The 25,048-nt window shown below is 68.2% G+C and carries 25 protein-coding genes; 13 read left to right on the top strand and 12 right to left on the bottom strand.

The genetic code is table 11. From position 1 onward, the window contains the following. Nucleotides 1–310: 310 nt before the first annotated feature. The 8 genes from A5727_RS26575 (at nucleotide 311) to A5727_RS26540 (ending at nucleotide 6,805) form a co-directional block, all read left to right on the top strand. Nucleotides 311–574 carry a hypothetical protein gene (locus A5727_RS26575; RefSeq protein ID WP_157521581.1) on the top strand — a complete coding sequence of 88 codons (264 nt, stop codon included), beginning with the start codon at nucleotides 311–313 and terminating at the stop codon, nucleotides 572–574. Between the two features lie 60 nt (nucleotides 575–634). Beyond that, nucleotides 635–2,299 carry a DUF8189 domain-containing protein gene (locus A5727_RS27965; protein ID WP_082950057.1) on the top strand — a complete coding sequence of 555 codons (1,665 nt, stop codon included), beginning with the start codon at nucleotides 635–637 and terminating at the stop codon, nucleotides 2,297–2,299. After that, complete coding sequence (locus tag A5727_RS26565; protein ID WP_068257778.1) at nucleotides 2,292–2,726, top strand: hypothetical protein; 435 nt, start codon at nucleotides 2,292–2,294, stop codon at nucleotides 2,724–2,726. The genes A5727_RS27965 and A5727_RS26565 overlap by 8 nt, the downstream gene beginning before the upstream one ends. A gap of 180 nt (nucleotides 2,727–2,906) precedes the next feature. Continuing rightward, nucleotides 2,907–3,350, top strand: a complete 444-nt coding sequence (rplM, locus tag A5727_RS26560; protein WP_068257777.1) for a 50S ribosomal protein L13 — start codon at nucleotides 2,907–2,909, stop codon at nucleotides 3,348–3,350. Between the two features lie 59 nt (nucleotides 3,351–3,409). Further along, nucleotides 3,410–3,841 carry a 30S ribosomal protein S9 gene (gene rpsI / locus A5727_RS26555; RefSeq protein ID WP_231992238.1) on the top strand — a complete coding sequence of 144 codons (432 nt, stop codon included), beginning with the start codon at nucleotides 3,410–3,412 and terminating at the stop codon, nucleotides 3,839–3,841. A 74-nt stretch (nucleotides 3,842–3,915) separates the two neighbouring features. Next, entirely contained in the window at nucleotides 3,916–5,253 is a 1,338-nt protein-coding gene (gene glmM, locus A5727_RS26550; protein WP_068257776.1) for a phosphoglucosamine mutase, read from the top strand. A 40-nt stretch (nucleotides 5,254–5,293) separates the two neighbouring features. After that, nucleotides 5,294–5,587, top strand: a complete 294-nt coding sequence (locus tag A5727_RS26545) for a type VII secretion target (RefSeq protein WP_068257775.1) — start codon at nucleotides 5,294–5,296, stop codon at nucleotides 5,585–5,587. 3 nt (nucleotides 5,588–5,590) lie between these two features. Beyond that, a complete protein-coding gene (locus A5727_RS26540) occupies nucleotides 5,591–6,805 on the top strand; it encodes a hypothetical protein (protein ID WP_068257774.1) in 1,215 nt (404 codons plus the stop codon). Nucleotides 6,806–6,814: 9 nt separating this feature from the next. Here A5727_RS26540 and A5727_RS26535 read toward each other — a convergent pair whose 3' ends face one another. Then, nucleotides 6,815–7,855 (bottom strand): LLM class F420-dependent oxidoreductase, encoded by a 1,041-nt coding sequence (locus A5727_RS26535; protein WP_068257773.1) that lies wholly within the window; start codon nucleotides 7,853–7,855, stop codon nucleotides 6,815–6,817. Nucleotides 7,856–8,044: 189 nt separating this feature from the next. Between A5727_RS26535 and A5727_RS26530 the strand changes: the two genes are divergently transcribed. Further along, on the top strand, nucleotides 8,045–8,740 hold the full coding sequence (locus A5727_RS26530) for a DUF3298 domain-containing protein (protein WP_231992236.1): 696 nt from the start codon (nucleotides 8,045–8,047) through the stop codon (nucleotides 8,738–8,740). On the opposite strand, the gene A5727_RS26525 is transcribed toward A5727_RS26530, so the two are convergent. From A5727_RS26525 to A5727_RS28310, 11 genes are read right to left on the bottom strand one after another with little or no spacing between them, the layout of a single operon-like run. Next, a complete protein-coding gene (locus A5727_RS26525) occupies nucleotides 8,718–10,178 on the bottom strand; it encodes a carotenoid oxygenase family protein (RefSeq protein WP_068257772.1) in 1,461 nt (486 codons plus the stop codon). The genes A5727_RS26530 and A5727_RS26525 overlap by 23 nt on opposite strands. A gap of 28 nt (nucleotides 10,179–10,206) precedes the next feature. Further along, entirely contained in the window at nucleotides 10,207–10,848 is a 642-nt protein-coding gene (locus tag A5727_RS26520) for a hypothetical protein (protein ID WP_157521580.1), read from the bottom strand. A 13-nt stretch (nucleotides 10,849–10,861) separates the two neighbouring features. Beyond that, nucleotides 10,862–12,136: an MlaD family protein gene (locus A5727_RS26515; protein WP_068257770.1), complete on the bottom strand. Its 1,275-nt coding sequence runs from the start codon at nucleotides 12,134–12,136 to the stop codon at nucleotides 10,862–10,864. Between the two features lie 2 nt (nucleotides 12,137–12,138). Beyond that, nucleotides 12,139–13,263 carry an MlaD family protein gene (locus A5727_RS26510; RefSeq protein WP_068257769.1) on the bottom strand — a complete coding sequence of 375 codons (1,125 nt, stop codon included), beginning with the start codon at nucleotides 13,261–13,263 and terminating at the stop codon, nucleotides 12,139–12,141. After that, entirely contained in the window at nucleotides 13,260–14,363 is a 1,104-nt protein-coding gene (locus A5727_RS26505; RefSeq protein ID WP_068257768.1) for an MCE family protein, read from the bottom strand. Before A5727_RS26505 ends, A5727_RS26510 begins: the two co-directional genes overlap by 4 nt. Next, on the bottom strand, nucleotides 14,360–15,391 hold the full coding sequence (locus A5727_RS26500) for an MCE family protein (protein ID WP_068257767.1): 1,032 nt from the start codon (nucleotides 15,389–15,391) through the stop codon (nucleotides 14,360–14,362). The genes A5727_RS26505 and A5727_RS26500 overlap by 4 nt, the downstream gene beginning before the upstream one ends. A gap of 2 nt (nucleotides 15,392–15,393) precedes the next feature. Then, nucleotides 15,394–16,434 (bottom strand): MlaD family protein, encoded by a 1,041-nt coding sequence (locus A5727_RS26495; protein ID WP_068257766.1) that lies wholly within the window; start codon nucleotides 16,432–16,434, stop codon nucleotides 15,394–15,396. Next, nucleotides 16,431–17,693 carry an MlaD family protein gene (locus A5727_RS26490; protein WP_068257765.1) on the bottom strand — a complete coding sequence of 421 codons (1,263 nt, stop codon included), beginning with the start codon at nucleotides 17,691–17,693 and terminating at the stop codon, nucleotides 16,431–16,433. Before A5727_RS26490 ends, A5727_RS26495 begins: the two co-directional genes overlap by 4 nt. Next, a complete protein-coding gene (locus A5727_RS26485) occupies nucleotides 17,693–18,550 on the bottom strand; it encodes an ABC transporter permease (RefSeq protein ID WP_068257764.1) in 858 nt (285 codons plus the stop codon). Before A5727_RS26485 ends, A5727_RS26490 begins: the two co-directional genes overlap by 1 nt. Before the next feature lies 1 nt (nucleotide 18,551). Next, entirely contained in the window at nucleotides 18,552–19,391 is an 840-nt protein-coding gene (locus A5727_RS26480) for an MlaE family ABC transporter permease (protein WP_068257763.1), read from the bottom strand. Beyond that, nucleotides 19,388–20,671, bottom strand: a complete 1,284-nt coding sequence (locus A5727_RS28310) for a cytochrome P450 (RefSeq protein WP_082950055.1) — start codon at nucleotides 20,669–20,671, stop codon at nucleotides 19,388–19,390. The genes A5727_RS26480 and A5727_RS28310 overlap by 4 nt, the downstream gene beginning before the upstream one ends. 127 nt (nucleotides 20,672–20,798) lie before the next feature. Between A5727_RS28310 and A5727_RS26470 the strand changes: the two genes are divergently transcribed. The 4 genes from A5727_RS26470 to A5727_RS26455 are packed head-to-tail and all read left to right on the top strand — an operon-like array spanning nucleotide 20,799 to nucleotide 25,043. Next, entirely contained in the window at nucleotides 20,799–21,572 is a 774-nt protein-coding gene (locus A5727_RS26470; protein WP_068257762.1) for an SDR family NAD(P)-dependent oxidoreductase, read from the top strand. After that, the gene (locus tag A5727_RS26465) at nucleotides 21,569–22,969 is read left to right on the top strand and encodes an aromatic ring-hydroxylating oxygenase subunit alpha (protein WP_197507763.1); all 1,401 of its coding nucleotides are present in this window, start codon (nucleotides 21,569–21,571) and stop codon (nucleotides 22,967–22,969) included. The genes A5727_RS26470 and A5727_RS26465 overlap by 4 nt, the downstream gene beginning before the upstream one ends. 37 nt (nucleotides 22,970–23,006) lie before the next feature. Further along, nucleotides 23,007–23,645, top strand: a complete 639-nt coding sequence (locus A5727_RS26460; protein ID WP_068257789.1) for a TetR/AcrR family transcriptional regulator — start codon at nucleotides 23,007–23,009, stop codon at nucleotides 23,643–23,645. Between the two features lie 27 nt (nucleotides 23,646–23,672). Beyond that, nucleotides 23,673–25,043 (top strand): aldehyde dehydrogenase family protein, encoded by a 1,371-nt coding sequence (locus A5727_RS26455; protein ID WP_068257761.1) that lies wholly within the window; start codon nucleotides 23,673–23,675, stop codon nucleotides 25,041–25,043. The last annotated feature ends 5 nt before the right edge of the window (nucleotides 25,044–25,048 follow it).

Raw genomic sequence — 25,048 nt, 5'->3', positions numbered from 1 at the left:
CACACCCCCCTCTTCACCCCCCACCACACCCCCCACCCCACCACCCTGCTGGTGAGCTACAGCAACAAGGCTCTGGGCTTCTTCTGATCCCCATCCCCTGCCCCCCCCCCGGGGCTGCGGCCGGGGGGTCGTCTTCGTTGCCGCCTCAACAAGTACTCGACTACTCACGACGGGTTCCGGCGGCGTCAGTAGCGTCCCCCGTGGCGGTCGGCAACCAGGCCGACCGATCTTCAGGGGGAGCGACGCCATGTCACTTACGAAATCGAATGGTTCTGGGCCACCGCAGATCTCGGCGATGCCGGCCGGAGTCATGACCAATGCTGAACCGATCACCACCGCAGACCACGGCGGGATGCCGGTGGGTGCGATGGACGCCGACTCCAGCGGAGCCGGTCGCGCCGAGACCGGCGGTATGCCGGTCGGTTCGATGACCGGGGAACCCGGCGACACCGCCGTGTCGCCGGCGGGGGAGATGCCCGGCGATCCGGGCGCGGCCAGTGCGCCGGCGACACCGGCCACGGCGGGACTGGTCATCGGCGGCACCTGGCGCGTCACCATCGGCGTCGACTCCTAGTCGGCGTCAACCATTCAACACATCCGCCGGCCTGCCGGTCGGCACATCAAGGGGGAGAACATGTCAGCACCAACAAAGTCCAAGCGCGTCACCGAGGCTCAACTGGCTCGGCAGACCAGGGACAAGGATTACGTACCCGGGGCGACCGGGCTCAAGATCGGCGACTCCGGTGACGAGGTGGAGCGCCTCAACCGGTACCTGCAGACCTTCGGCTATCTCGCGTCGGACACGCTCGAGGACTTCGGCTTCGCGACGGCCGCCGCCGCGGCGCCCGCACCGGACGCACCCGAGACCTTCGGCGAGGCCACCGTCGCGGCGCTCGAGCGGTTCCAGGAGTTCAACGGGCTCGAGGTCACCGGCGAGCTCGACGAGCCGACCACCGCGCTGATGGGCCGCCCGCGGTGCGGGTTCCCCGATGCGTCCGCCGACTTCGTCCTGCAGGGCAGCAAGTGGACCAAGACCCATCTGACCTACGCCTACAACGAGTTCTCACCGGACCTCTCGCAGGCCGCGATCCGCGCCGCGATCGCGCAGGCATTCGGGTTGTGGGCCTCGGTGACGCCACTGACGTTCCAGGAGGTGGCCATCAACCAGGCGCCCGACATCGTCATCCGGTTCGCGGCCGGAAACCACGGTGACGGAAGCAACTTCGACGGCGCCAGCGGTGTGCTCGCCCACGCCTACTATCCGCCGCCCGGCGGAGGGAACCTCGCGGGCGACACCCACTTCGACGAAGCGGAGACATGGTCGGTGAACCTTCCGCCGTCCGGGATCGATCTGGTCACGGTGGCCGCACACGAGTTCGGGCACGCACTCGGACTGGCGCACTCCACCGTCGCGGGGGCGCTGATGTACGCCTACTACGGGGGCGCGCATCGCCAGCTCGAAGCCGACGACGTTGCGGGGATCCAGCAGCTCTATGGCGCCAAACAGGGCTGGAGCAACTGGGAATCGCTCGGCGGGGTGCTGACCTCCGACCCCGACGTCTCGTCGTGGGCCCCCGGCCGCCTGGACACATTCGTGCGCGGGACAGACAATGCGCTGTGGCACAAGTGGTTCCAGAACGGCTGGAGTCATTGGGAGTCCCTCGGCGGGGTGCTGACCTCTGGGCCGGGCGCGGTGTCGTGGAGTTCGGGCCGCATCGATGCGTTTGTTCGCGGGACAGACAACGCGCTGTGGCATAAGTGGTTCCAGAACGGCTGGAGCAACTGGGAGTCGCTCGGCGGGGTGCTGACCTCGGATCCGGCGGTGTCGTCGTGGTCGGCGGGGCGCCTGGATGTGTTCGTGCGGGGAACTGACAATGCGCTGTGGCATAAGTGGTTCCAGAACGGCTGGAGCAACTGGGAGTCCCTTGGCGGTTTCCTGACCTCGGGTCCGGGTGCGGTGTCGTGGAGTTCGGGCCGCATCGACGTGTTCGTACGCGGTGGTGACAACGCCCTGTGGCATAAGTGGTTCCAGAACGGCTGGAGCAACTGGGAATCGCTCGGTGGAGTGCTGACCTCGGATCCGGCGGTGTCGTCGTGGTCGGCGGGGCGCCTGGATGTGTTCGTGCGGGGAACTGACAACGCGCTGTGGCATAAGTGGTTCCAGAACGGCTGGAGCAACTGGGAGTCCCTTGGCGGTTTCCTGACGTCCGGGCCCGGTGCGGTGTCGTGGAGTTCGGGCCGCATCGACGTGTTCGCGCGCGGCGGGGACAACGCCATGTGGCATAAGTGGTATGGCTGAGCCCACGCCGTCCGGCGACGTGGCCGCCCTGCAGCACCTGGTGCTCACCAGCATGCTGACCGGGCGGCCTCTTCCGGGTGCTGTCCACGTTCCGCTCCCGGCGGCGGCGCGGGACCAGGATCGCCGTCCGATGCTGCTGCTCGACGAGAACATCGCCGCTGCCGGCGGTGCGGAGCCGAACCCAGCCCGTCTCGGGGATGTCGAACTGGTGGATCGGGCGCGCCTCGAACACCTGGCCGCCGAGGGGCGGGAACCGCGCTATCTTCAGTTCGACCCGGCTCAGCAGGAGCCCGGGCGCGTCGTCATCACGGTGAACGTCGAAGCCCAGCGTCGCACCGGCCCGGTACGACTGGAGGGCGTCGTCGTCACGTTTCTGCAGGTCGGAGGACAGTGGGTGGCGGAACCTCCCGCTGCCTTCGCCACCTGAGGCGTTTTGACCTGCATCGATGTCTGCGGGTAAGCTGCTGCGGTTGGTGTGCGTCTGCCCTGCTCAGGGCGGCGAGTCCCGGGTCGATGTCGGTCGCCGGGGGTCACTCGTGTCGCTCGCACCAGACCGGCGCCCGGTGAGAACCCGGGATCAACCCGAGAAGATCGAGAGGTAAGCGCTGTGCCTACGTACACGCCCAAGGCGGGTGACACCACGCGTGAGTGGTACGTCATCGACGCCCAGGACGTGGTGCTCGGCCGTCTCGCCGTCGCGGCAGCCAATCTGCTGCGCGGCAAGCACAAGCCGACATTCACGCCCAACGTCGACGGCGGTGACTTCGTCATCATCGTCAACGCAGAGAAGATCGCCGTCAGCGGCGACAAGCTGACCAACAAGTTCGCGTACAGCCACTCGGGTTATCCCGGCGGTCTGCGCAAGCGCAGCATCGGTGAGCTGCTGGAGAAGCACCCGACCCGCGTCGTCGAGAACGCGGTGATCGGCATGCTGCCCCACACCAAGCTCGGTCGGCAGATCCAGAAGAAGCTGAAGGTCTACGCGGGTCCCGATCATCCGCACGCGGCCCAGCAGCCGGTGAAGTACGAGATCAAGCAGGTGAGCCAGTGACCGAGATCGATGTGACCGAAGAGATCACCGAGACCCCCGACGGCGTCGAGGCTGTCGAGGTGGACATCGTCGAGGAGACCGCTCCGCGTGAGCCCGTCTACATCGACCGCCCGATCCAGACCGTCGGCCGCCGCAAGGAGGCCGTCGTCCGCGTCCGCCTGGTGCCCGGCACCGGCAAGTTCAACCTGGACGGCCGGACCCTGGAGAACTACTTCCCGAACAAGGTGCACCAGCAGCTGATCAAGGCTCCGCTGGTGACCGTCGATCGGCTGGAGAGCTTCGACATCTACGCCCACCTCGATGGTGGTGGCCCCTCGGGTCAGGCCGGCGCGCTGCGCCTGGCCATCGCCCGGGCCCTCATCCTGGTGACGCCCGAGGATCGCCCCGCCCTGAAGAAGGCCGGCTTCCTCACGCGTGACCCGCGTGCCATCGAGCGCAAGAAGTACGGCCTCAAGAAGGCCCGCAAGGCGCCGCAGTACAGCAAGCGCTGATCGTTGCTGTTCGTGGGGCGGGCGTGTCGCACTCTTCGACACGCCCGCCTCCGGCGTTTCATGGAGAGGTGCGCATGGGTCGACTGTTCGGCACCGACGGTGTCCGAGGACTCGCCAACCGCGATCTGACTGCCGAACTGGCACTCGCGTTGGGCTCTGCCGCGGCACGGCGACTGGCCCGAAGCGGCCCCGCTCGGCGCCGCGTGGCCGTGGTGGGGCGAGACCCCCGGGCCAGCGGCGAGATGCTCGAGACCGCGGTGATCGCGGGTCTGACCAGCGAAGGTGTCGACGCCCTTCGTGTCGGTGTGCTGCCCACCCCGGCGGTGGCCTACCTGACGAACGCCTATGACGCCGATTTCGGCGTGATGATCTCCGCGTCGCACAACCCGATGCCGGACAACGGCATCAAGATCTTCGGCCCCGGTGGCCACAAACTCGATGACGACACCGAGGACCGCATCGAGGAACTCGTGGCGGCGGGCCCGGGGGAGCGCCCCGTCGGGGCCGGCATCGGCCGGATCGTCGACGCCCAGGACGCCCTGGAACGCTATCTGCGTCATGTGGCCAAGGCCGCGACCACCCGACTGGACGGCCTGACCGTCGTCGTCGACTGCGCCAACGGCGCGGCGTCCGCCGCCGCACCCAGCGCCTATCGCGCCGCGGGCGCGACGGTGGTGGCCATCAATGCCGCCCCGGACGGGCTCAACATCAACGACGGCTGCGGCTCCACGCATCTGGACGGGCTGCGGGCCGCGGTGCTCGCACACGGCGCCGATCTGGGCCTGGCCCACGACGGCGACGCCGATCGGTGCCTGGCCGTCGACGCCACCGGTGCGGTGATCGACGGTGACGCGATCATGGTGGTGCTCGCGCTGGCCATGCAGGAGGCCGACGAGCTGGCGTCGAACACCCTGGTCGCCACCGTGATGAGCAACCTGGGTCTGCACCTGGCGATGCGGGAGGCCGGTATCGCCGTCCGCACCACGGCGGTCGGCGACCGCTACGTGCTGGAGGAGCTGCGTGCCGGAGAGTTCACCCTGGGCGGTGAGCAGTCCGGGCACATCGTGCTCCCCGCGTTCGGCACCACCGGCGACGGCATCGTCACGGGCCTGCGGTTGATGTCCCGGATGGCCCAGACCGGCCGGCCGCTGAGCGACCTGGTCGCGACGATGCGCACACTTCCGCAGGTGTTGATCAACGTCGCGGTCTCGGACAAGGCCACCGTGGCGCAGGCGCCCGAGGTGCAGACAGCCGTCCGGGAGGCCGAGGTCGAACTCGGCGACACCGGTCGGATCCTGTTGCGGCCGTCGGGAACTGAGCAGTTGGTGCGCGTCATGGTGGAGGCCGCCGACGAAGACACCGCGAGTCTGGTGGCAGCACGCGTGGCCGAGGCGGTCAGCAGGCAGCAGTAGATCCGCGGAACCGGATCGCCGGTTGTCCCGTCTGACAGACATGGGACAACAGGACGTGCGGGCGGATCAGGCTGCGCTGCGCGCGGTGGCCGAGGACTTCGAGGGTCTGGCGCGCACGGTTTCGCGGGCGGCGCAGTGCCCATTGCGGTTCGGTGGTGGCAGCGCGGGTCGTGCGCACAGTGCCGACGGCGACGCCTGGCGGCGCGCGCTGGACCACCTGATCGCTGACTGCGTCCTCTGGGCACGCGCGGCGGACGAGGTCGCCATGAGCCTGCACACGGGTCTCGCCCGGTATCGCGAGGCCGATCGCTTCGCGGCCGCGGCCCTCGGTTGAGTCGTGGCTTCTCGATACGGCGTCGCGGCCCGACTGTTCGAGGGTCTGCCCGCGGTGGAGGACTTCTCGACCTATGTGTGGGCGTGCCGCATGCGCGGGTACAGCCACCCCGAGTTGACCGTGCACCCCGGTCAGGTTCGCGAACTGTATTCCACCGAGGACGGTTTGGATCTTGCCGCCCTCGACGCCGACTGCGCCGCGCTGCGGGACGGTGCCACAGGGCTGCGTGAGGCGATGGCCCTGACGGAGCGGCAACCCGCGGCGCTCGCGGCCGGGTGGACCGGGTTCGGTGCCGACTCGAGCGTGGACTTCCTCCAACGGCACTGTGCGGCAGCGCAACTGGTGGCGACCGCATGGCGGGACGCGGCGGTGGTCTGTGCGGCCCTGTGCGAGGAGTTGTGGCGTGCGGTCGACGGCAGGGTCGCCGCGACGGCCACCGCCGCACGGGCTGCGCAGCCGCAGAGTTGGCTGCCCGCGGCTCGCGCCGTGCTCGCCGGGGACGTCGACGAGGCGACGGTGGCCATCGTGGATCAGCATGTGCGGCCGTTCGTCGACACCGTCATCGGTCAGCAGTGGGTGGGGGACATGCGGTCGGCGACCGCCGCGGTGCGAGCCGCCTATCGCACAGCGCTGGATGGCGTCCGGTCCGCTGGGCGAGTGCAGTTCGAGATCCCGGGTGATCTTGGGCCGCGTGCCGATCTCGGCACTCGTATGGTCCCGGTGGGACTTCCCGCGGCTCCCGTGGCCAGGCCTGCTGCGGCGGCTGCCCCGATGCCCGAGCCGGTCGCCGCCACCCCCGCAGCCACACCGTTACCCGAGGCGCCGGCCGCCGCGCCTGCTCCGGCAGCACCCCTCACGCTGCCCGAACTGGGCGGATTGGCTGATTCGTCCCGGCTCGGCCAGCCGGATGTGGACCCGGCCGAACCGGCGTCGCCGTCTGAGCACGGCCTCGAATCCGATGAAGCCCTGCCAGATGACGACGCTGAACCGGAAGCTGCTGACGACGGGCCCGAGGAGGAGTCAGAACCAGAAGCAGAGCCAAACTCGGCAGAGCCAGACCCGGGGGAACCCGAACCCGTGCCTCCGACAGAACCCGAACCCGTGCCCGAACCCCCAGTGGCGGTTCCCGCGGCTCCGTCGGCCCCGGACTGCCCTGAGCCGGCGCCCGCCACCCCCTGCGAGATGGCCGCCGACGAACTCCCGCAGGTGGGTCAGTGAGTCCCAGGCTCAGTGCACCAGTTCCACCAACTGCTCGCTGAAGCGGACCACCTCGGCGGTGTCCACACCCAGCGGATGCGTCAGCATCGTGGTGACCCCCGCTTCGGCGAAGGCCGCCAGGCGTTCCTTGACGTAGCCCGCCGGGCCGATCAGCGACGTCGCGCGGACCAGTTCGTCCGGCACGGCCGCGACGGCCTCCTGCTTCTTGCCGGCCAGGTACAGATCCTGGATGTGGTCGGCGGCTTCCCCGAAGCCGTACCGGGTGGCCAATGCGTGGTAGAAGTTCTTGCCGCGCGCCCCCATGCCGCCGAGGTACAGCGCCAGTTGGGGTTTGGCCCACTCCAACCGGTCCTCGACGTCGTCGCCGATGGCAAGGCTGGCCGACACCATCACGTCGAGATCACCGAGTGCGGGGTCGCGTTTGGCGAAGCCGGCCCGCAGGGAGTCGCCCCACACCTCATCGGCCTTCTCGGGCATGAAGAACACGGGCTGCCAGCCTTCGGCGATCTCGGCGGTCAGCTCCACATTCTTGGGGCCCAGCGCGGCGATGTGGATCGGGATGCGTTCGCGGACAGGGTGGTTGATGAGCTTGAGCGACTTGCCCAGGCCCGTTCCCTCACCGGCGGGCAGGGGAAGTTGGTAGTGCTTGCCGTTGAAGTTGACGCGCTCGCGGCGCCAGACCTGACGGCAGATCTCCACGACCTCGCGCGTGCGCCCCATCGGGGCGTCGAACGGCAGCCCGTGGAAGCCCTCCACCACCTGCGGGCCCGACGTGCCGATACCGAGGCGCATGCGGCCGTCGGACACGTAGTCGACGCCCGCGGCGGTCATGGCGAGCAGGCTGGGGGTTCGGGTGTAGATGGGCACCACGCCCGTGCCGAGTTCGATGGTCGACGTCTTGGCGGCCAGATAGCCCAGTTGGCTGATGGCGTCGAAGGAGTAGGCCTCGGCCACCAGTACGAGGTCGATGCCGACCTTCTCCAACTCCACGACCTGCTCGGCCGCCTCGCGGAAGCCGCCGGCATAGCCCAGGAAGATTCCAGTGCGCATAGGAAGGTTCTACCACCAACCAGTTGGTTGGAGCACCCCGGGGTTCTGCTTGGGGTGTTCGGGGAACCCCGCCGAGTCATTGCAATGGTTTAAGTGTCGCGGACGAAGGTGCGGTCACCCAAACGCCCGAACGCTCCAATTTCACCACCCAAGACGATACATTGAATTCCAGTGAGAAAAGGGTGGGACATGTCGCGAATCATCGCCTCAACAATTCTTCTGGGCGCGCTCCTGTGGGGCGCGGCACCCGCCGCCGCCGAACCCGCAGGGGTGGACCCGGGCTACGCGGCGGCGCCGGCCTTCATCGCGGGCCGCAGCCCAGATATGCTGGGCAACTGGCGAGTTGACTACCAGCGAGTCGTCGGCGGTGACCCCGTCATCGCCGATCGCATCAACGAGGTCATCGACGCAGAGGCGCGCGGGCAGGTTGCGACCTACGAACCGAGTGCCACCAAAACCCATCCCTGGACGCTCAACATCGAGGGAACACTGCAATTCGCGCCGATGACCGTTTCCGCATTGTTCACCGGAATTTACGACACGGATCTGCCGAATATGCCGATCGAAACTGTCGCCACCCGAGTATTCGACAATCGCAGCGGAATTCTGCTCAGTTGGGACAATCTGTTCATCGACAAGCAGGCCGGGCTGAATCGGCTCTCCGCACTGACTCGGGCCGCGATGCCCGGTCGGCAGTGGGGCAGCGAGGTCGCGCCGGTCGACGACAACTTCCGGTATTGGCTGCCTACGGCCGATGGCATCGACCTGCACATCCCGCACGGTCAGTTCGGCCGTGGCGTCACCGTCGTCAGCGTCCCGGGGGCGGCGATCGCGGACCTGATCGCACCGGTGTTCGCGCGCCTCATCCCCGCACCGGTTGCCTGACCGACTGCGGACGAGCGACGCGCGGCGTGTAGCACCCGTGGAACGTCAACGGCAGGTGGTGCCGCAGCCTGCCGACGTACACGGGTCCAGCCTCGATGTCGCGGGCGTCCAGGATGCTCAGGTTCGCGATGTTGCCCACGCCGTCGACGACGGGCATCAGCAGCCACCCGTCATCCTCGGCGACACCGCCCGGACGCGCCGCGAACACCGCCTCATGGGGCAGATGCCCGTCGGGAAGACGGTATGTCGTCTCGGTGCCGGTGTCGTCGTCGACCTTGGCGACCGAGTTCGGGAACGCACTGCCGTCGAGGCCCGCGGTCAGGTACGTGTAGCGGTTGCGCCTGGACATGTGTTGGACGTTGATCGACGGGAACTCGCCCTGCAGGCCACTGGACTCGTCGATCGTGATGCGACCGGACCGGGAGATGCGCACCCGGGTGGGATGACCGCCGTAGGGCATCGTCGCGGTGTCGGCCAGGCTCTCGACGGCTGACAGTTGGCCGTTCAGCTGCTCCCACGTGGCGTGGTAGTTGAGCAGCTCGACGACGGTGTCGTCCCCATCCTCGTACGCATTGGACAGGTGCAGGTGCAGCAGCGGATCGGTGTGGAACACCAATGGCTTTCCGCCGTCGCGGGGCACCAACCCGATCGTCGTGCCCATGGACGCGTCGTACTCCAGTGCGTCCATGTAGTTGCGCAGACCGAACGCCGCCCCGAAGAACTTCGCCAGCGGGAACACCAGCGGCGGAATCACGAACACCATGTAGCGCTCGGTGAGTCCGACATCGTGGTTGAACATCGGACCCGGAAGCCGCAGGCTGCCCAGCCGTTTCATCCTGCCCTGCCGGTCCACGCGGTAGCAGATCAGCTTCGGCACCGGCATCATCGCCATCCCGAAGTTGAACATCTCCCCGGTCTCGGGATCCCACTTCGGGTGGGCCGAGAACGCACCCAGCCATTTGAGTTCGCCGCCGAAGTCGTGCTCGCCCATGGTGCGCAGGTTGTCGGGATCCAACCGCGTCGGCCGTCCACCCTCCCAGCACGCCAACAGCTTTCCGGCGTGCATGATCACGCTGGTGTTGGCGACGTTCGCGGGGAACCTCAGCGCGTTGGCCAGCAGCCCACCGGGCCGCATGGTGCCCAGCGCGCGGAACGGGGCGCCCTCGGAGATGATCGACTTCTGGTAGTGCCGGGTCTGCACATAGCGATTGCGGAAGTGCACCTGACCGTCCGACATCGCGAACATCGACAGCATCCCGTCGCCGTCGAACAGGTGCCCCAGCGGGGTGCCGCCGGCCTCGAGCTTGCCCGGGCCGTTGCGGTACAACGTGCCGCGGAGCTCCTCGGGCAGGGCTCCGTCGACGTCGTCGATGACGTAGTCGAACTCGTCGTAGAGGGGTGTGTATGCCGAGATGCTGTCGGCGGTGGGGCTGGTCATGGATGGCCTCCGATCGAAAGCTGGACAGTCAGGCGGACTTGCGGACGCGCAGCGTGCACGACAGCCCGGGCAGGTGCGGATCGAACTCAAGGGGCATCACCGACGAGGCCGGGAAGACCTTCTCACACGCGGCCTTGCAGCCCATCAGGCACGAGTTCGGTTGTGCGGCACCGGTGCCCGCCGTGGTGTGCATCGCGCATTCGGGAATGTCGTAGACGAGAGTGCCGTCGGGTTCTTCATCCACCCGGCGGATCGGGCCGACGAGGAAGGTCGCGAACTGCACACCGGCATCCATCACCTGCGGATAGAGCGACTCGGGCAGGACCTTCACGGCGCCGAACATCGGCAGCATGAAACGCAGCCACCGCTTCAAACGCTGCGACACCGCCTCGGAGATCAACTCCTCGACCGCGGATGCGGGCAGCACCCTGAGCAGTTCGGTGCTGACGAACTCGAGTTCGCGGACGAACTGCCCGTAGCGGCGCTCCCACCCCCTCCGCGGCGACTCGAACAGCGGCCCGCGCCGGCGCTGCGCACTCACCGCGGACCAGCCGGCCTCCACCGCCTCCCGGTCGTCGGCGACCAGACGCAGCATCGGCAGGAAGACGAACTCCGGCAGGTCGCCGACGCGTTTGAGCATCGAACGCATCAGCAGATCGTCGAGCAGCATCACGGCTCCTTCGTCAGTAACGGGTGCCCTGGCGGATGGGCTGGGACTCCGGCGGCAGTGCCGGACCGCCGTAGGGCAGGTCGATGGTGTGGTCGGTGATCGGGGTGGGGTCGGTGCGTCGGTGCACGTCGAGTCCCGGTGGGGGAGCGGCGGTGTCGTCACCGGGTGGCCGCGGGGCGTTGCGGGCGCCGCGGATCAGCACGCCGGGATCGTCGTTCTGGCAGTAGGTGTACATGAACGGTTCCGGGTAGTTCGGGACGAACGGCACGTCCCGGCGGTGCGGATAGTCGCAGACGTAGCGCGGATAGATGTCGGCGATCGCCCAGATCGAACCGTCGTGCATGAGCGACCTGACACCGTCGAGCAGGGGTTTGCGCTCGTCGTTGAACATCCGGTCCAATGCGGGCACCCGCACCATCGACAGTTCGGCGACCGTGGTGAGATCGCCCAGCAGTTGAACCATCGTCGGAGAGTTGTCGGCGATGACGCGGTCAAGGCTGGCCAGCACCTCCGGCGTCTGGTCCAGCAGGTGCCGGACGCCGCCGTCCTTCCCGGCGATGCCGCTCAGCGATCCGGACAGGTTGTCCGACAGGGCCGCCAGGCCCGCCGAGGAGTCGTCGAGGATGCGGAACACCGTGCGACTGCTGCGCAGCAGCGTCATGGTCTGGGGCAGTACGCCGTCGAGCGTGGACAGCAGAAGCTGTGCGCCGTTGAACAGTTCGCGCAGTTTCTCCGGGCCCTGCTCGCTGACTCCGAGCTCGTCGATGACGGAGCGGATCTGCGCCGGGTCGGCCTGGGCGAGCACGCCGTCGATATCGGTCAGCAGGCGCCAGAGCGGAATCGGGGTCTCGGTCTGACCGCGGTCGATGACGGTGCCGTCGCCTATGAACGGGCCCGTGGTGGCGGTCGGTGTGAAGTCCAGGTACTGCTCGCCGGCCGGTGACAGGCCGGAGACACGGACGACCGTGTCGCGCAAAGGGATTCGCAGGTCGCCGTCGAGACGAGCGGTCACGAGCACGTCGTCACCGGCCAGTTCCACCGACTGCACCCGCCCGACCGGGATGCCGCGCACGGTGACGTCCTGGCTGGCCAGCAGCCCACCGGACTCGGCCAACTGCACCTGCACGGTCATCTGCTCGGCGAAGGGGTTGAACCGTAGGGCCCCGAACGACAGGTAGGACACGCCGACGGCGACCAGCACCAGTTGGCCGACACACGACAGCAGCAGCCTGCGTGAGCGTGCGCTGGAGACCGCGCGCAGTACGGCCGCTGCGACCGGTTCGACCACGTTCACTGCGGTGGCCCCCAGATCCGGCCGCGGTCGGGTCCCCAGACCCGGTCGCCGAGTTGGGTCAGGACGAACCGGATCGAGCCGACCATGTTCTCCCAGTTGGCCCACTTGGGTCCGGTGAAGGCCGGATCGCCGAGGTGATTCATGTCCGGGATGTGTCCGAGCGCGACCTGCTGCAGGTCGACGTCGGCCGCGGCGGCGTTGCTGCCGAAGATCTTGAGCACCGCCGGAATCGCCCGCATGAAGTTCGCCATCGACACCCGCGGATCCGTGGACACGTCGTTGAACGACCTCGACAGCGTGTTCAGGTCGCGCATCAGGCTGCGGGTGTCGGTGCCCGCGACGGCCGGGAACCTCTGGAGATGGGTGGTGACGGCGCCGATCTGGTCGATCAGTTCAACGATGGCCGCGGTGTTGGCCGCGATGGTCATCAGGGCGGGGGCCGACGAGTCGAGCAGCTCGTTGATCTGATCGCGCCGCTCGTTGAGCTGCTGTGCCAGGTCCGAGGTCTGGGTCAGGACCGTCCGGATCTCCTCGGTGCGGGCCGACATCGTCGACACCAGCGCGCGCGACTCCCGGATCAGTGTCGTGAGCCCTTCACCGTCTTTGCCGACCGACGTCCCGACGCCGTTGAGCACCCGCGTGAGGTTGCGGATCACGCCGCCGTTGACCAGCAGTGACGTCGTGGCCAGCACCTGCTCCACGGTCGCCGCGGCCTGCGTGGCCGCCAGCGAGATGGTGTCACCGTCGGCCAGCAGGGCGGGTTGGGCACCGACCTGCTCGGGTGGGCGCAGCGCGACGAACACGTCGCCCAACGGTGTGGCCGAACGCAGTTCGGCCGTGGTGCCCTTGGGCAGTCGCACACCGTCGACGATGCGCATGTCCACGATCGCGACGTAGTTCTGCGCGCGCATGGCGACGACTTCACCGACGTCGGCGCCACCGACCCGGACCTTGGCGCGATGGGGCAGGTTCAGTGCGTTGGCGAACTCCGCGGAGAGGTCGTAGGTGGGGCCGGACAACCCGGGAGCGGGCAGCGGCAGCTCCTCGACCCCGCCCGCGCAGCCCACGACGACGGCGGATACGCACACGGTCGCGCATACGACGCGGATACGCGCTGTCATTCGGCCAACCTCGTCATCCCCTCGAGCACCGAGGTCAGCCCGAAGTCCGGCCCCAGGTCGGTGATCGTGCCTGTGCGACAGCCGAGTTGGCGCAGCCCCAGGATGTTGCAGACCTCCTTGGTCATCGAGCTGTCGAAGAACACCGAGTCGAAATGCGCACCGACGCGCAGCATTCCGTTGTCGGTGTCGATCGCGTTGGAGACGTTGTCCAGCGCCAGCGGGGCCACGTCGAACACCTCGGCCAGCTCACGCCGGTAGTCCACCAGCGCCCTGCTCATCCGGGCGGTGCTGCCCACGGTGGCCTTGAGGTGGTCTGAATTGGTGTCGAGGAGGCCGTTGATCTCGCCGAGCAGTTCGTTGAGCTTGCGGCCCGTGTCACCGCCGCCCACATTGTGGTCGGCCAGGATGTCGCTGACCTGCCGCACGTAGGTGCCGAATTCCCGCACCTGGCCCTCGTTGCGTGCGGCGGCATCGGTGAGTCGGCTCAGTTCGGTGACGACGGTGTCGATGTTGGCCCTGGTGGCCGCCCCGCCGTCGGCGCCGGTGCGCAGCGCGTCCGACAGGCTCGCGAGCGCGGCCTTGATCTGTTGGCCGCTGGTGCTGGTGATGTCGGAGGTGACCGAGGTGATGTCGGCCAGCGGGCCACCGCCCTGACCGTCCCCGCCCATCGCCGTGCCGAGCTTGTCGACCATCTTGAGCACGCGGTCGAATTCGATGGGTGTGCGGGTGGATTCGATGCCCAAGACGTCGCCCGGCTCGAGTTTGGGACCGCCGTCATACGGCGGGGTCAGCTCCACGTGCCGGTCGGTGAGGATCGAGGTGCCGACCGTGACGGCCTGGACGTCGGCGGGAATGTCGATCCCCGGGTCGATCTCCAACTCGACGTTCACGTGGTCGCCGCCGGGCGCGATCGACAGCACCCTGCCGACGGGCATGCCCAGCACGGCCACGGTGTTGCCCTCGTAGAGGCCGACCGCGTTGTCGAAGTGCGCGGTGATCCTCAGCGGCGACTTCTCACTGGGCCAGATCAGGTACGCACCGCCGACGACGATCGCCACGACAGCGAGTGCGACGGCCATGACCACTGTGCGCCTGATCATTCGCAGTCCTTGAAGTACTGGTAGCGCTCGGGCCATTTCCACTGTTCGGCGCGCCCGCTGATCGCACACATCCAGGAGTCGACCATCAGGCCGCCGGGCAGCATGAAGTCGAGGAATGGGCCCGTGCCGGTGGCGTTGGCGATGTTGCGCATGGTGATCGGCATGATCTGGAAGAGGTTGCGCAACAGCTCATCGTGATCGCCGAACATCGCCATGACCTCGCGGACGTCGGCCAGCATCCGGTCGAGGTCGCCGCGGTCCTCGACCGTGACGTCACGGATCGTGGTGATGAGCTCGGTCGCGGCGACGAGCAGTCGATCCACACTCGCGCGCCGCGCCACGATCTCCTGGGTCAGCTGCCTGCCCTGCGTCACCAGGGCGCTCAGGTCCTCCTGCTGATCGCCCAGAATCTGGGCGACGGCGGCGGTGTTCTTCAGCAGATCGGCGATCTGGGCCCGGCGGTCGGCGATCACCATCGAGAGGTCCTGAACGCCGGCCAGCGCCTCGGGCAGCACCGCGGGGACACCGTGCAGTTGGCCGGCCACCGTCTGCAGCGATTCCGCGAACCGTTGCGCGTCGACGTCTTCGAACGTGCGCGTCGAGTCCTGCAGAAGCTTCTGCAGGTCATAGGGTACCGCGGTGTTGGCCAACGGGATTCGGTTGTCGGCCAGCGGATCACTGCCCGCGGGCCGCAGCTCGACGTAACGCGAACCCAGCACTGTGGTCAGCTTGATCGAGGCCCTGGTCTGGGCGCCGAGCCTGACTCCGCCGTCGAGTTTCATGGCGACCAGGACACGGTCGCGGGTCAGCGTGGTCGAGTTGACGGTGCCGACCGGGACGCCGGCGATGCTGACCTGATCGCCGGCCCGGAGGTTGGCGGCCTGCAGGAACTCCGCGGTGTAGGTCTTCTTGCCCAGGTGAAGCGAGTTCACCAGCGTCGTGGCACCGATGAGCACGACCAGCGCGAGCACCGCGAGGGTGCCCAGCACCAGCGTGCTGCGGTCTTCGAGGGTGCGAGGTCTGGTCATGGTCACCTGCACTTCGCCGAGTACTTGCGCTGACCGCCGGGGGTGGCTGCGTCAGCGATCGTCGGGATGATGGGCTTGAGGAAGTTGAAGAGTGTGAAGTTGAAGTCGCACGGCATGGCGCTCATGGCCGTCGAGTCGCCGGTGATGCGTGCGACGCCCTTGAGGATCGCGGGCAGGTTGGCGCCGACGGTAGCCCAGTCGTCACGCTTGGCCACCATGGTCGACAACATGCCCGGCTGGCGGTGCAGCATGTCCCGCAGGTCGGGGCTTGCTGCCGAGGAGATGGCCGAGAGTCGGCTCACCACATGGGAGATCGACCCGGTGGAGGACACCAGTTCGTCGCGGTGGGAGTTGAGGTCGGCGACCACCGCGCGCAGATGGATCAGGGTGCCCTGCAGCTGCGTGCCGCGGGACGCGAGGTTGGCGGTCACGGCGTTGAGGCTGTCGATGACCCGACCGAGCACCTCGTCGGGCCCGGCCAGTGACCGTGCCAGCCGGGAGGTCTCGCTGATCAGCACCACCAGGGACTGCGAGTCGCCCTGCAGCGCATTGATCAGCGCGGTCGACAGATTCCCGCGGTTGTCCGGGTCGAGCAGGGTGAACATCGGCTCGAACCCGTTGAGCAGGTTGGTCACGTCGAAGGACGGCGCGGTGTGCTCGAGCGGGATCTGGGCGCCGTCGGCCAGCGGCTGGGGCTGCCCGAAATCCGCCAGCGACAGGTCGATGTAGCGCTGGCCGATGATGTTCTGGTAGATCACCGACGCCTTGGTGTTGCCCGTGACGGGTTGGTTGCTCTCGACGCGGAATTCCACGCGGGCAAGGTCGTTGTCGAGTGTCACGGCGTCGACACGGCCGACACGAACCCCCGCCATCCGGACGTCGGATCCCGCGCGCAGACCCGTGGCGTCGGTGAACACCGCCGAGTAGGTGTGCGTGGATCCGGTCACGTCGCGCCGGAGCGTCACGAAGATCGTCCAGGTCAGGGCCAGGCAGCCCACGACGAAGACCGTGAGCCACACCAGGTTTCGATGCGCGCTGGTCACGGCGGCCCCGGGGCTTCGGCGGGGGCGAACACCTCCGGCGGGGGTGGGGTGTCGACGGCGCCGATCAGCAGTTCGTCGGCGACCGACCCCGGCTCGGGCACCGTCGTACCCGGGGGCGGGACGTAGGCGCGGGGGTCGGGCAGGCCGCGGGTGTCGATGATGGGCGTGGTCGCGGGCGCGGTGTCGCAGCTGGGACCGCGCAGCTCCCCGTACACGGGGCAGTCGGACCGCGTGTAGAGCCGCAGCGGCGCCAGCGCGACGACGAGCTTGAAGGTGAACGTCACCTTTTTGCCTGTGCGGGTCCACAGTTCGTCGAAGAAGCCGTTGATGACGTTGTTGACGCCGACGGCCACGGCCGGGAACTTCGCCGACCGGTCGGCCAGTACGCCGACGACGGGGGTGAGGTTGGTGGTGATGCCGACCAGCCGATCGGCGTTGTTGTCCATCGCGGTGCGCAGCGTGCCCATCGTGTGGTTGGCGCCGGAGAGCAGATTGGCCAGTGCGCTGTGCTGCTCTGCGACCGTGCGCATGGGCACCACGGCGGCGTGCAGCGAGTCGACCAGCTCCGGTGCGGTGGTCTGCAGCGCCGCGATGGCCGAGTTCCAGGTCTCCAATGTGGGTGGGCCGGTCTCCTCGGCCTCCAGTGCGTTCATCTCGGTGACGATCCGGTTCAGGCCCTGGGCGGCCGCGGTCAGCTGCACACCTTTGCCCGAGGTCGCCTCCGAAATCGTCTGCAGCAGGCCGAGAGTGCGGTCGCCGTCGGGTCGGCCGACGGCCGCAGCCAGCTCGCGCAGCTTGACCAGCGTGGTCTGGAACAACTGCGTCGGCAGGCTGTCGTCCTGCTCGATCACCGCCCCGTCGGAGATCTGCGGTCCGGGACCGTGCTCGACGAGTTGCACGGTCGAGACCGCGAAGGCGTTTCCGGGGACGATGCGCGCTGTGACCGTCGCGGGGATACCCCGGGCGTGGTCGGGATCGAGGTCGATCGAGACCATGTTGGGGCCGCCGTCGAGGCTGGGTGTGACATTGCGGACCATGCCGACCAGCACGCCGCGGAACTTGACGTCGGACTTCGGCGGCAGGCCGTCGCCGACGGTGGGCAGGCTGGCCACCACGCGGACACCGCGGTCCAGTGCCCCAGTGGATTTCGCGAGCATCAGCGTCAGCAGCAGCGCGCACACCACCCCGAACGCCAGACAGGTCAGCAGCAGGGCGCCGTTGGACGGTCCCCGGCCGTCGATTTCGAAGCGGTTGGGCATCAGCCGCCCAGCCTTCCGCCCGAGTCGATGCCCCAGAACGCCATCGTCATGAACATGTTGACGATCACCATCAGCGTGATGCTGGCGCGCATGGCGCGTCCGGCGGCGATCCCCACGCCGCGCGGTCCGCCGGTGGCGTAGAAACCGTAGTAGCACTGCACCGTCGACATGATCGCGACGAACACCCCGACCTTGATGACGGCGAAGAGCATGTCCCGGCCCGACAGCATGAGCGTGAAGTAGTGCAGGTAGGTGCCGGAGGCCTGGCCGCTGGCCAGTGACACCACGAACTCGCACACCAGGAAGTTCAGCGCCAGGCACACCACGAACAGCGGGATCACCGCCAGCGCCGAGGCCAGTACGCGGGTGGTCACCAGATACGGAATCGGCCTGATGGCAACCGATTCCAGTGCATCGATCTCCTCGGAGATGCGCATGGCGCCCAGCTGGGCGGTGAACCGGCAGCCGGCCTGGATCGCGAAGGCCAGGGCGGCCATCATCGGTGCGAGCTCACGCACGGTCGCCAGGGCGGTGATCAGGCCGGTGGCCGGTCCCAGCCCCAACAGGTTCAGGGCGTTGTAACCCTCGATCGCCACCACGGCACCGGCCGCCGCACCGACGACCAGCACCACGCCGGCGGTGCCGCCGCCCACCACGATCGACCCGTTGCCCCAGGTGACGTCCGAGGACAGGCGCAGGAATTCGCGGGGATAGCGCTTGAGGACGATGGGAATCCCGGCCAGCGTGCGGAAGAAGAACGCGACCATGTGGCCGATCCGGTCCATCTGCACGCGGACCGACTGTCCGCCTGCGACGACGGGCCGGATGCCCAGCGGGAGGTGGGTGGTGGCGGACATGTCAGAACCCCGCCTTGGGGAACAGCACCAGATACATCTGACTGATCAGGACATTGGCGAGCAGCAACAGCAGGATCGACTGCACCACAGCGGCATTGACGGAGTTGGCGACACCGGCCGGCCCGCCATGGGTGGACAGGCCCTTGTAACAGGAGATGATCGCGACGATCACCCCGAACACCACGGCCTTGACCAGGGTGACGACGAGGTCGTCGACGGTCGCGAATGAGGAGAACGTCGCGGTGTAACTGCCCGGTGTCCCGCCCTGCAGCATCACCGTGAAGGCGTAGCCGGCCAGGAACCCGATGAAGCACGTGAAACCCGTGAGGCACACCGCGACCAGCACGCTGGCCGCCAGGCGCGGGACCACGAGCCGGCGGATCACCGAGACTCCCATCACCTCCATGGCGTCGGTCTCCTCGCGGATGGCGCGCGAGCCCAGATCCGCACTCGTGGCGGAGCCGACCGCGGCGGCCATCAGGATCGCCGCGACCAGCGGGGCGCCCTGCCGGATCACCGCGAGGCCGTTGGCGGCCCCGGCCAGCGAGGTGGCGCCGAGCTGTCCGGCCAGCAGGCTGAACTGGATGGCCAGGGTCACACTGATCGGCACCGCGACGAACAGGGTGGGAACCACCGCGGTGCGGGCCATGAACACGGCCTGCTCGACGAATTCGGTGAACGGGAAGCGGCCGCGGAGCACGTCGACGGTCAGGTGCTGGAACGTGCGCACCGCCAGCACGCATTGGCCGCCGACGGTGCGCAGCGCGAGGAACGGGTGGCGGTCCAGATAGCCCCTGGACCACTGGGCTATCTGGGTGCTCGCCGGGTTGGGCGCGGTCAAGGCCGCGGGCCTCCCGTGGTGCCGAACACCAGCGACAGTCGTTTGAGTCCGCGCAGCATGAAGCTCGGCTCGTACTCGAAGTCGTTGTCGTCGGCCAGGGTGACTCCTGCGTAGCGGTTGGCGAGCTCCTCGAGCGCGATCCTGGCCTGCAGCCGTGCCAGCGACGCACCCAGGCAGGTGTGGATGCCGGAGCCGAAGGCCAAGTGCGACTTGGCATTCTGCCGTGTGGGATTGAACTCCTCGCCGTCCTCGAAGTGCGCTTCGTCGCGGTTGGCCGAGCCGAAGGCGAGCACCACCATCGAGCCCGCCGGGATCGTGTAGTCGCCGAGCCTCGCCTCGGCCTTGGTGATACGGAACATCGACTGCACCGGGGTCAGGAAGCGCAGTGCCTCCTCGACCAGGTCGGCGGAGCGCTGCGCGGGGTCCTCCTTGAACCAGTTCCACCACTTCGGGTTGAGTGCGAGCTGGTGCAGCGTGCCGGTCATCAGCTTGCGTGACGTCTCGTTGCCGGCGATCAGGATCTGCTGGATGATGCTCAGCGCCGCACCGTTGCTCAGCGGTTCGTCGTCGCCTGCGTTGGACGCCTGCACCAGACCCGTGATGAGGTCGTCGCGTGGGTTGGTGCGCCGGTCCTCGAGTTGCTCGACGAAATAGCGCTGATACTCCAGCAGGCTGCGGGCCTGTTCCAGGGCGCCGTCGGCGTCGATCTCGGCGCCGATGGTCAGCGCGAACTGATCCGACCACCGCCGGAAGTCGTCGATGCGGTCGTCGGAGACGCCGAGTGCGGCCGCGATGATGCGCAGCGGCAGCGGTGCCGCGAACGACTCCACGAACTCGACGGGTTGTCCCTCGGGGACCTCGGCCAGCAGGTCGGCCACGATCTGGCGGATCTCGGGTTCACGTTGCGCGACGAACCGCGGCGTGAACGCGCGGGCCACCATCCGCCGGTAGTAGTGGTGCTCGGGCGGGTCGGCCGTCAGCAGCGTCGGCAGATGCTCCCAGCCCTCGGCGGCGATCGCGGCGACCTCCTCGGCCACCGAGTCCGGCGGCGGCATCTGCGGCAGGCCGAATGCGGACGAGAACACCTCGTGGTTCAGCAGCGCCTCATTGACCAGGTCCTTCGAGCTGACGAACCACATGCCCAGGCCGGGGACGAGGTGCACCGGCGCGTCTCGGCGCAACGACTGGTACCAGGGGTGGGGGCACTGCATGGTCTCCGGATCGAGCGGGTTGAACGAGCTGACCGGGCAGGCGTTGGCGGGGTTCGCGATGTCGGTCAAAACCGTCTCCAGAGTGTCGAAGGGGGACTGCGCTCGGGTGCTTGACTAATTGGTGGACCAATATAATAGTGAGCTAGGTCATAAACAAGGGTGATCGATCTCGACAACCGGGGAAGCGAGGGGTGGCGTGCAGACAGCGGTGGTGACCGGGGCCGGAAAGGGTATCGGGCGTGCCGTCGCCGCCCGTCTGGCCGCCGACGGAGCGCGACTGGTCGTGGTGGACGTCGACCTCGCGGCGGCCCAGGAGGTCGCCGAGGCGGTGGGCGGGCGGGCCGTGGCCTGCGACGTCTCCGACGCCGCTGACGTCGATGCCCTGGCCGCCGAGCTCGACACGGTCGACGTCCTGGTGAACAACGCCGGCATCTGGCGCTCGCAGACGCTGGATGAGAGCACCGAGGCCGACATCAACGCGGTGCTGCGGGTCAACGTGCTCGGCACGTGGCTGGTGACCAAGGCGCTGCTGCCGAAGTTCGCCGCCGGGGGTGCCATCGTCAACCTCGGATCGGTGCTCGGTGATCTCGGCGGCGTGGGGCGCGGGATCTATCCGGCCTCCAAGGCCGCGATCAGCGCCCTGACCAAGCAGATGGCCGCCGAGTTCGCGCCCAGGAGGATTCGCGTCAACGCGGTGGGCCCGGGCCTGGTGCTCACCGACGGCACCGAAGGTGAGTTCGCGGACCCGGGGCTGCAGGCCGCGGTCGGCGACTCGATGCCCCTGGGTCGGTTGGGCGTGCCCGACGACGTGGCGCAGGCCGTGGCGTTCCTGGCCTCAGCGCAGGCCGGCTACATCACCGGCCAGACGCTGTACGTGGACGGGGGCTGGGGGATCAACGCCTCGGCGTTCATCGGGACGGCGATCGGACAGTACTTCGAACAGTTGACGGCGACGGGAGCAGCGCAGTGACCGACACGACGGATCGCACGACGCCCGAACCGGGGATGGCCCGGTCGGCGGGACCGACAGTGCAGAGCCTCTTGGCGACGGACAGCCGCGAGGTGCCGGCGCCGCTGCTCGAGGAGTCGGCGGTCCACCTCGGCTCCGAGGACATCGACATCCAGCGTTACTTCACGCAGGAATTCCACGAGCTCGAGGTCAAGCACGTCTGGAACCGCACCTGGCAACTCGCGTGCCGGGAGGAGGACATCCCCGAACCGGGTGACTACCACGTGTATGACGTCGCGGACCTGTCGCTGATCGTGGTGCGCAGCGCGTCGGGGGAGATCAGGGCCTTCCACAACGCGTGCCTGCACCGCGGCACGCGGCTGTGCGATGACGAGGGACGGGTCAACCAACTGCGTTGTCCCTTCCACGGATTCACGTGGAGCCTGGAGGGCGCGCTCACCGACGTCCCGTGCCGGTGGGATTTCCCGCATGTCGAGGACGAGAAGTTCGCCCTTCCGCAGGCCCAGGTCGGGGTGTGGGCGGGGTTCGTGTTCGTCAACCCGGACGCGGGCGCCCCGCCGCTCGCGAAGTACCTGGGCGACCTCGACAAGCATTTCGCGCCGTTCAACCTCGAAGACCGGTTCAAGGCCGTGCACGTGGCCAAGGTGATCGACTGCAACTGGAAAGTCGGCATGGAGGCGTTCCTGGAGTCCTACCACGTCATCGCGACCCATCCGCAGCTGCTGGAGTACCTCGGCGACTCGAACACGCAGTACGACGTGTATCCCCGGACGGATGGTCTGCCGGGCTTCAACCGGATGATCACCCCCCAGGCCACCAGCAGCCCGCATCTGGAACCGCTGGAGCCCCAGGACGTCCTCGACGCGATGTTCCGGGACTTCTTTCCCGAGGGCGTCGGCGCGTTCGAAGTGCCCGAGGGGTCCTCGGCGCGCCCGATCGTCGCGGCCGCGATGCGGGAGAACCTGGCTCAGACCACCGGGGCGGATCTGTCGCGGACCAGCGACTCCGAGATGCTCGACGCGATCCAGTACTTCGTGTTCCCCAACATGGTGCCGTGGGCGGGCGTCGGTGCTCCGTTGACCTATCGGTTCCGGCCCTATGGAAACGATCCCAACCGGTGCATCTTCGACATCATGCTGCTCATCCCGCTGCCGCCGGGCGTCCCCAAACCGAAGACGGCTCCGGTGCATTGGCTCGGGCCCGACGAGGACTACAACGCCGCACCGGAGTTGGGCGGGCTGTGCGCGGTCTTCAACCAGGACCTGGCGAATCTGCCCCGGATCCAGCGCGGCCTGCGGGCCATGACCAAGCCGGGGGTGACGCTGGCCAATTACCAGGAGGTTCGGATCAGGCAGTTCCATCAAGACCTCGACAGATGCCTCCGTGGTGACGGTTGAGGGCCTGCGCGACAGTCCCGTGCGCCATGATTGGTCCATGGCTGACACCAGAGTGGCGCGGACGGGCCCGGGTCGTCCCGCGGGCAGCGACAGCTTCGACACCCGGCAGCGGGTGATCGAGGCGGGTTGCCGCTGTTTCGCGCAGCACGGCTACGGGGCCGCCACCAACAGCCTGATCGCCGAAATGGCTGGAGTCACGGCCGGTTCGGTCTACTACCACTTCGGCGCCAAGCGCAAGCTGTTCGAGGCCGTCTGCACGTACGTCTACGGCAACATCGTCACGCGCGCCAGGGCGGCGATGGCTGGCGCGCACACCGTGCCGGAACTGCTGCGGGCCATCCTGACCGAGTCGATCCGGATCAACCACGAGTCGCCCGAACTCGCGGGTTTCGTGGCCGCCGCGCCCGTCGACGCGCGCCGGCACACGGAGTTGACCGAGATCTTCGCCCAGCAGACCGAGGGCATGCGCTCCTCCCTGGCCGAGGCCGTGATGACCGGGCAGCAGGGTGGGCACATCCCCGCCGACGCCGACCCCCTGCTGGTGGCGGGAATGATCAGCGCGGTCGTCGACGGCTTCGCCCACGCCGCGGCCTCGGTCGACGCGGCCGCGCTCGACGCCATGACCCAGTTATTCGACGCATTGATTCTGACGGGCGAGGCCGGCACCGGTTCCTGAGGTGTCCTCCTGCCCGGAGAGGCAGGAATGACAGCTGACCCCGCGCAGACCGTGGCCCGGTTGCGGCAGACCTTCGACACAGGGCGAACGCTCGACATCGGTTGGCGCCGAGAGCAGTTGTCGGCGCTGGCGGACATGATGATCGCCAACAGTGAGGCGATCGTCGAGGCGCTGCAGGCGGATCTGGGTCGTCCTCCGTTCGAGACCTGGCTCGCCGACATCGCGACCACGGTGCGGGAGGCGCGCCATGCCGCTCGGCACGTCGCGGCCTGGTCGCGGCGTCGCCGCCGCCCGCTGGAGTGGACGCAGCTGCCCGGCCGGGGCTGGATCGAGTACGAACCGTATGGCACGGTGCTGGTCATCGGCACCTGGAACTTCCCGTTCCAGCTCACGCTCGGTCCCGCCGTCGGGGCACTGGCCGCGGGAAACACCGTGGTGCTCAAGCCGTCTGAGATCGCCCCAGCGGCATCGGCCCTGATGGCCGACCTGGTGCCCCGCCACCTGGACTCGGATGCCGTGGCCGTCGTCGAGGGCGGCGCCGAGGTCTGCGGGCAGCTGATCGCACAGGGTCTGGGCCGCGTGATGTTCACCGGCGGTACCGGCGTGGGCCGCAGGGTCATGGCCGCCGCGGCCGAACATCTGACTCCGGTCACCCTGGAGTTGGGCGGCAAGAGTCCGGTGATCGTGGCCTCCGATGCCGACATCGACGGTGCGGCCAGGCGTATTGCCTGGGTCAAGTTGATGAACTCCGGACAGGTCTGCATCGCCCCCGACTACGCCCTGGTCCACTCCGGCGTCCGCGATCGGTTCGTCGAGCGGATCTGCGCGACGTTCACGGCTTTTCGCACGGGTTCCGACCCGGGCATGCGCATCGTCAACGAGGCCCATGTCACGCGCCTGGAGGGTCTGCTGGCCGGGACGTCAGGACAGATCGTGCATGGCGGAGCCGCCGACCCGGCGCGGCTGACGGTCGAACCGACCGTGGTGGTGGACCCCGATCCGGATGAGCCCGTGATGACCGAGGAGATCTTCGGCCCGATCCTGCCGGTGCTCACCGTCGACTCGGTGGCCGAGGCGATCGACTTCATCCGGGCGCGGCCGAAACCTCTTGCGGCCTATCTGTTCACCAGATCACGGACCACCCGTGACGAGGTGGTGCGGCGGGTGCCCGCGGGCGGGATGGTGGTCAATCACCTGTTGTTCCAGGTGGCCACGGCCAGACTGCCGTTCGGTGGTGTGGGCCCGTCCGGGATGGGCGCCTACCACGGCAGGTTCGGTTTCGAGGAGTTCAGCCACCGAAAGTCGGTGCTGACCAAGCCCACCCGGCCCGACCTGACCAGGATGTTCTATCCGCCGTACTCCGCCGGGGCCATTTCCCTGGTTCGGCGCATGCTGTGAACAAC

This window comes from Mycobacterium sp. ACS4331 (assembly GCF_001667265.1).
Lineage (GTDB): Bacteria > Actinomycetota > Actinomycetes > Mycobacteriales > Mycobacteriaceae > Mycobacterium.
This window is presented reverse-complemented; position numbering and strand designations above follow the sequence as displayed.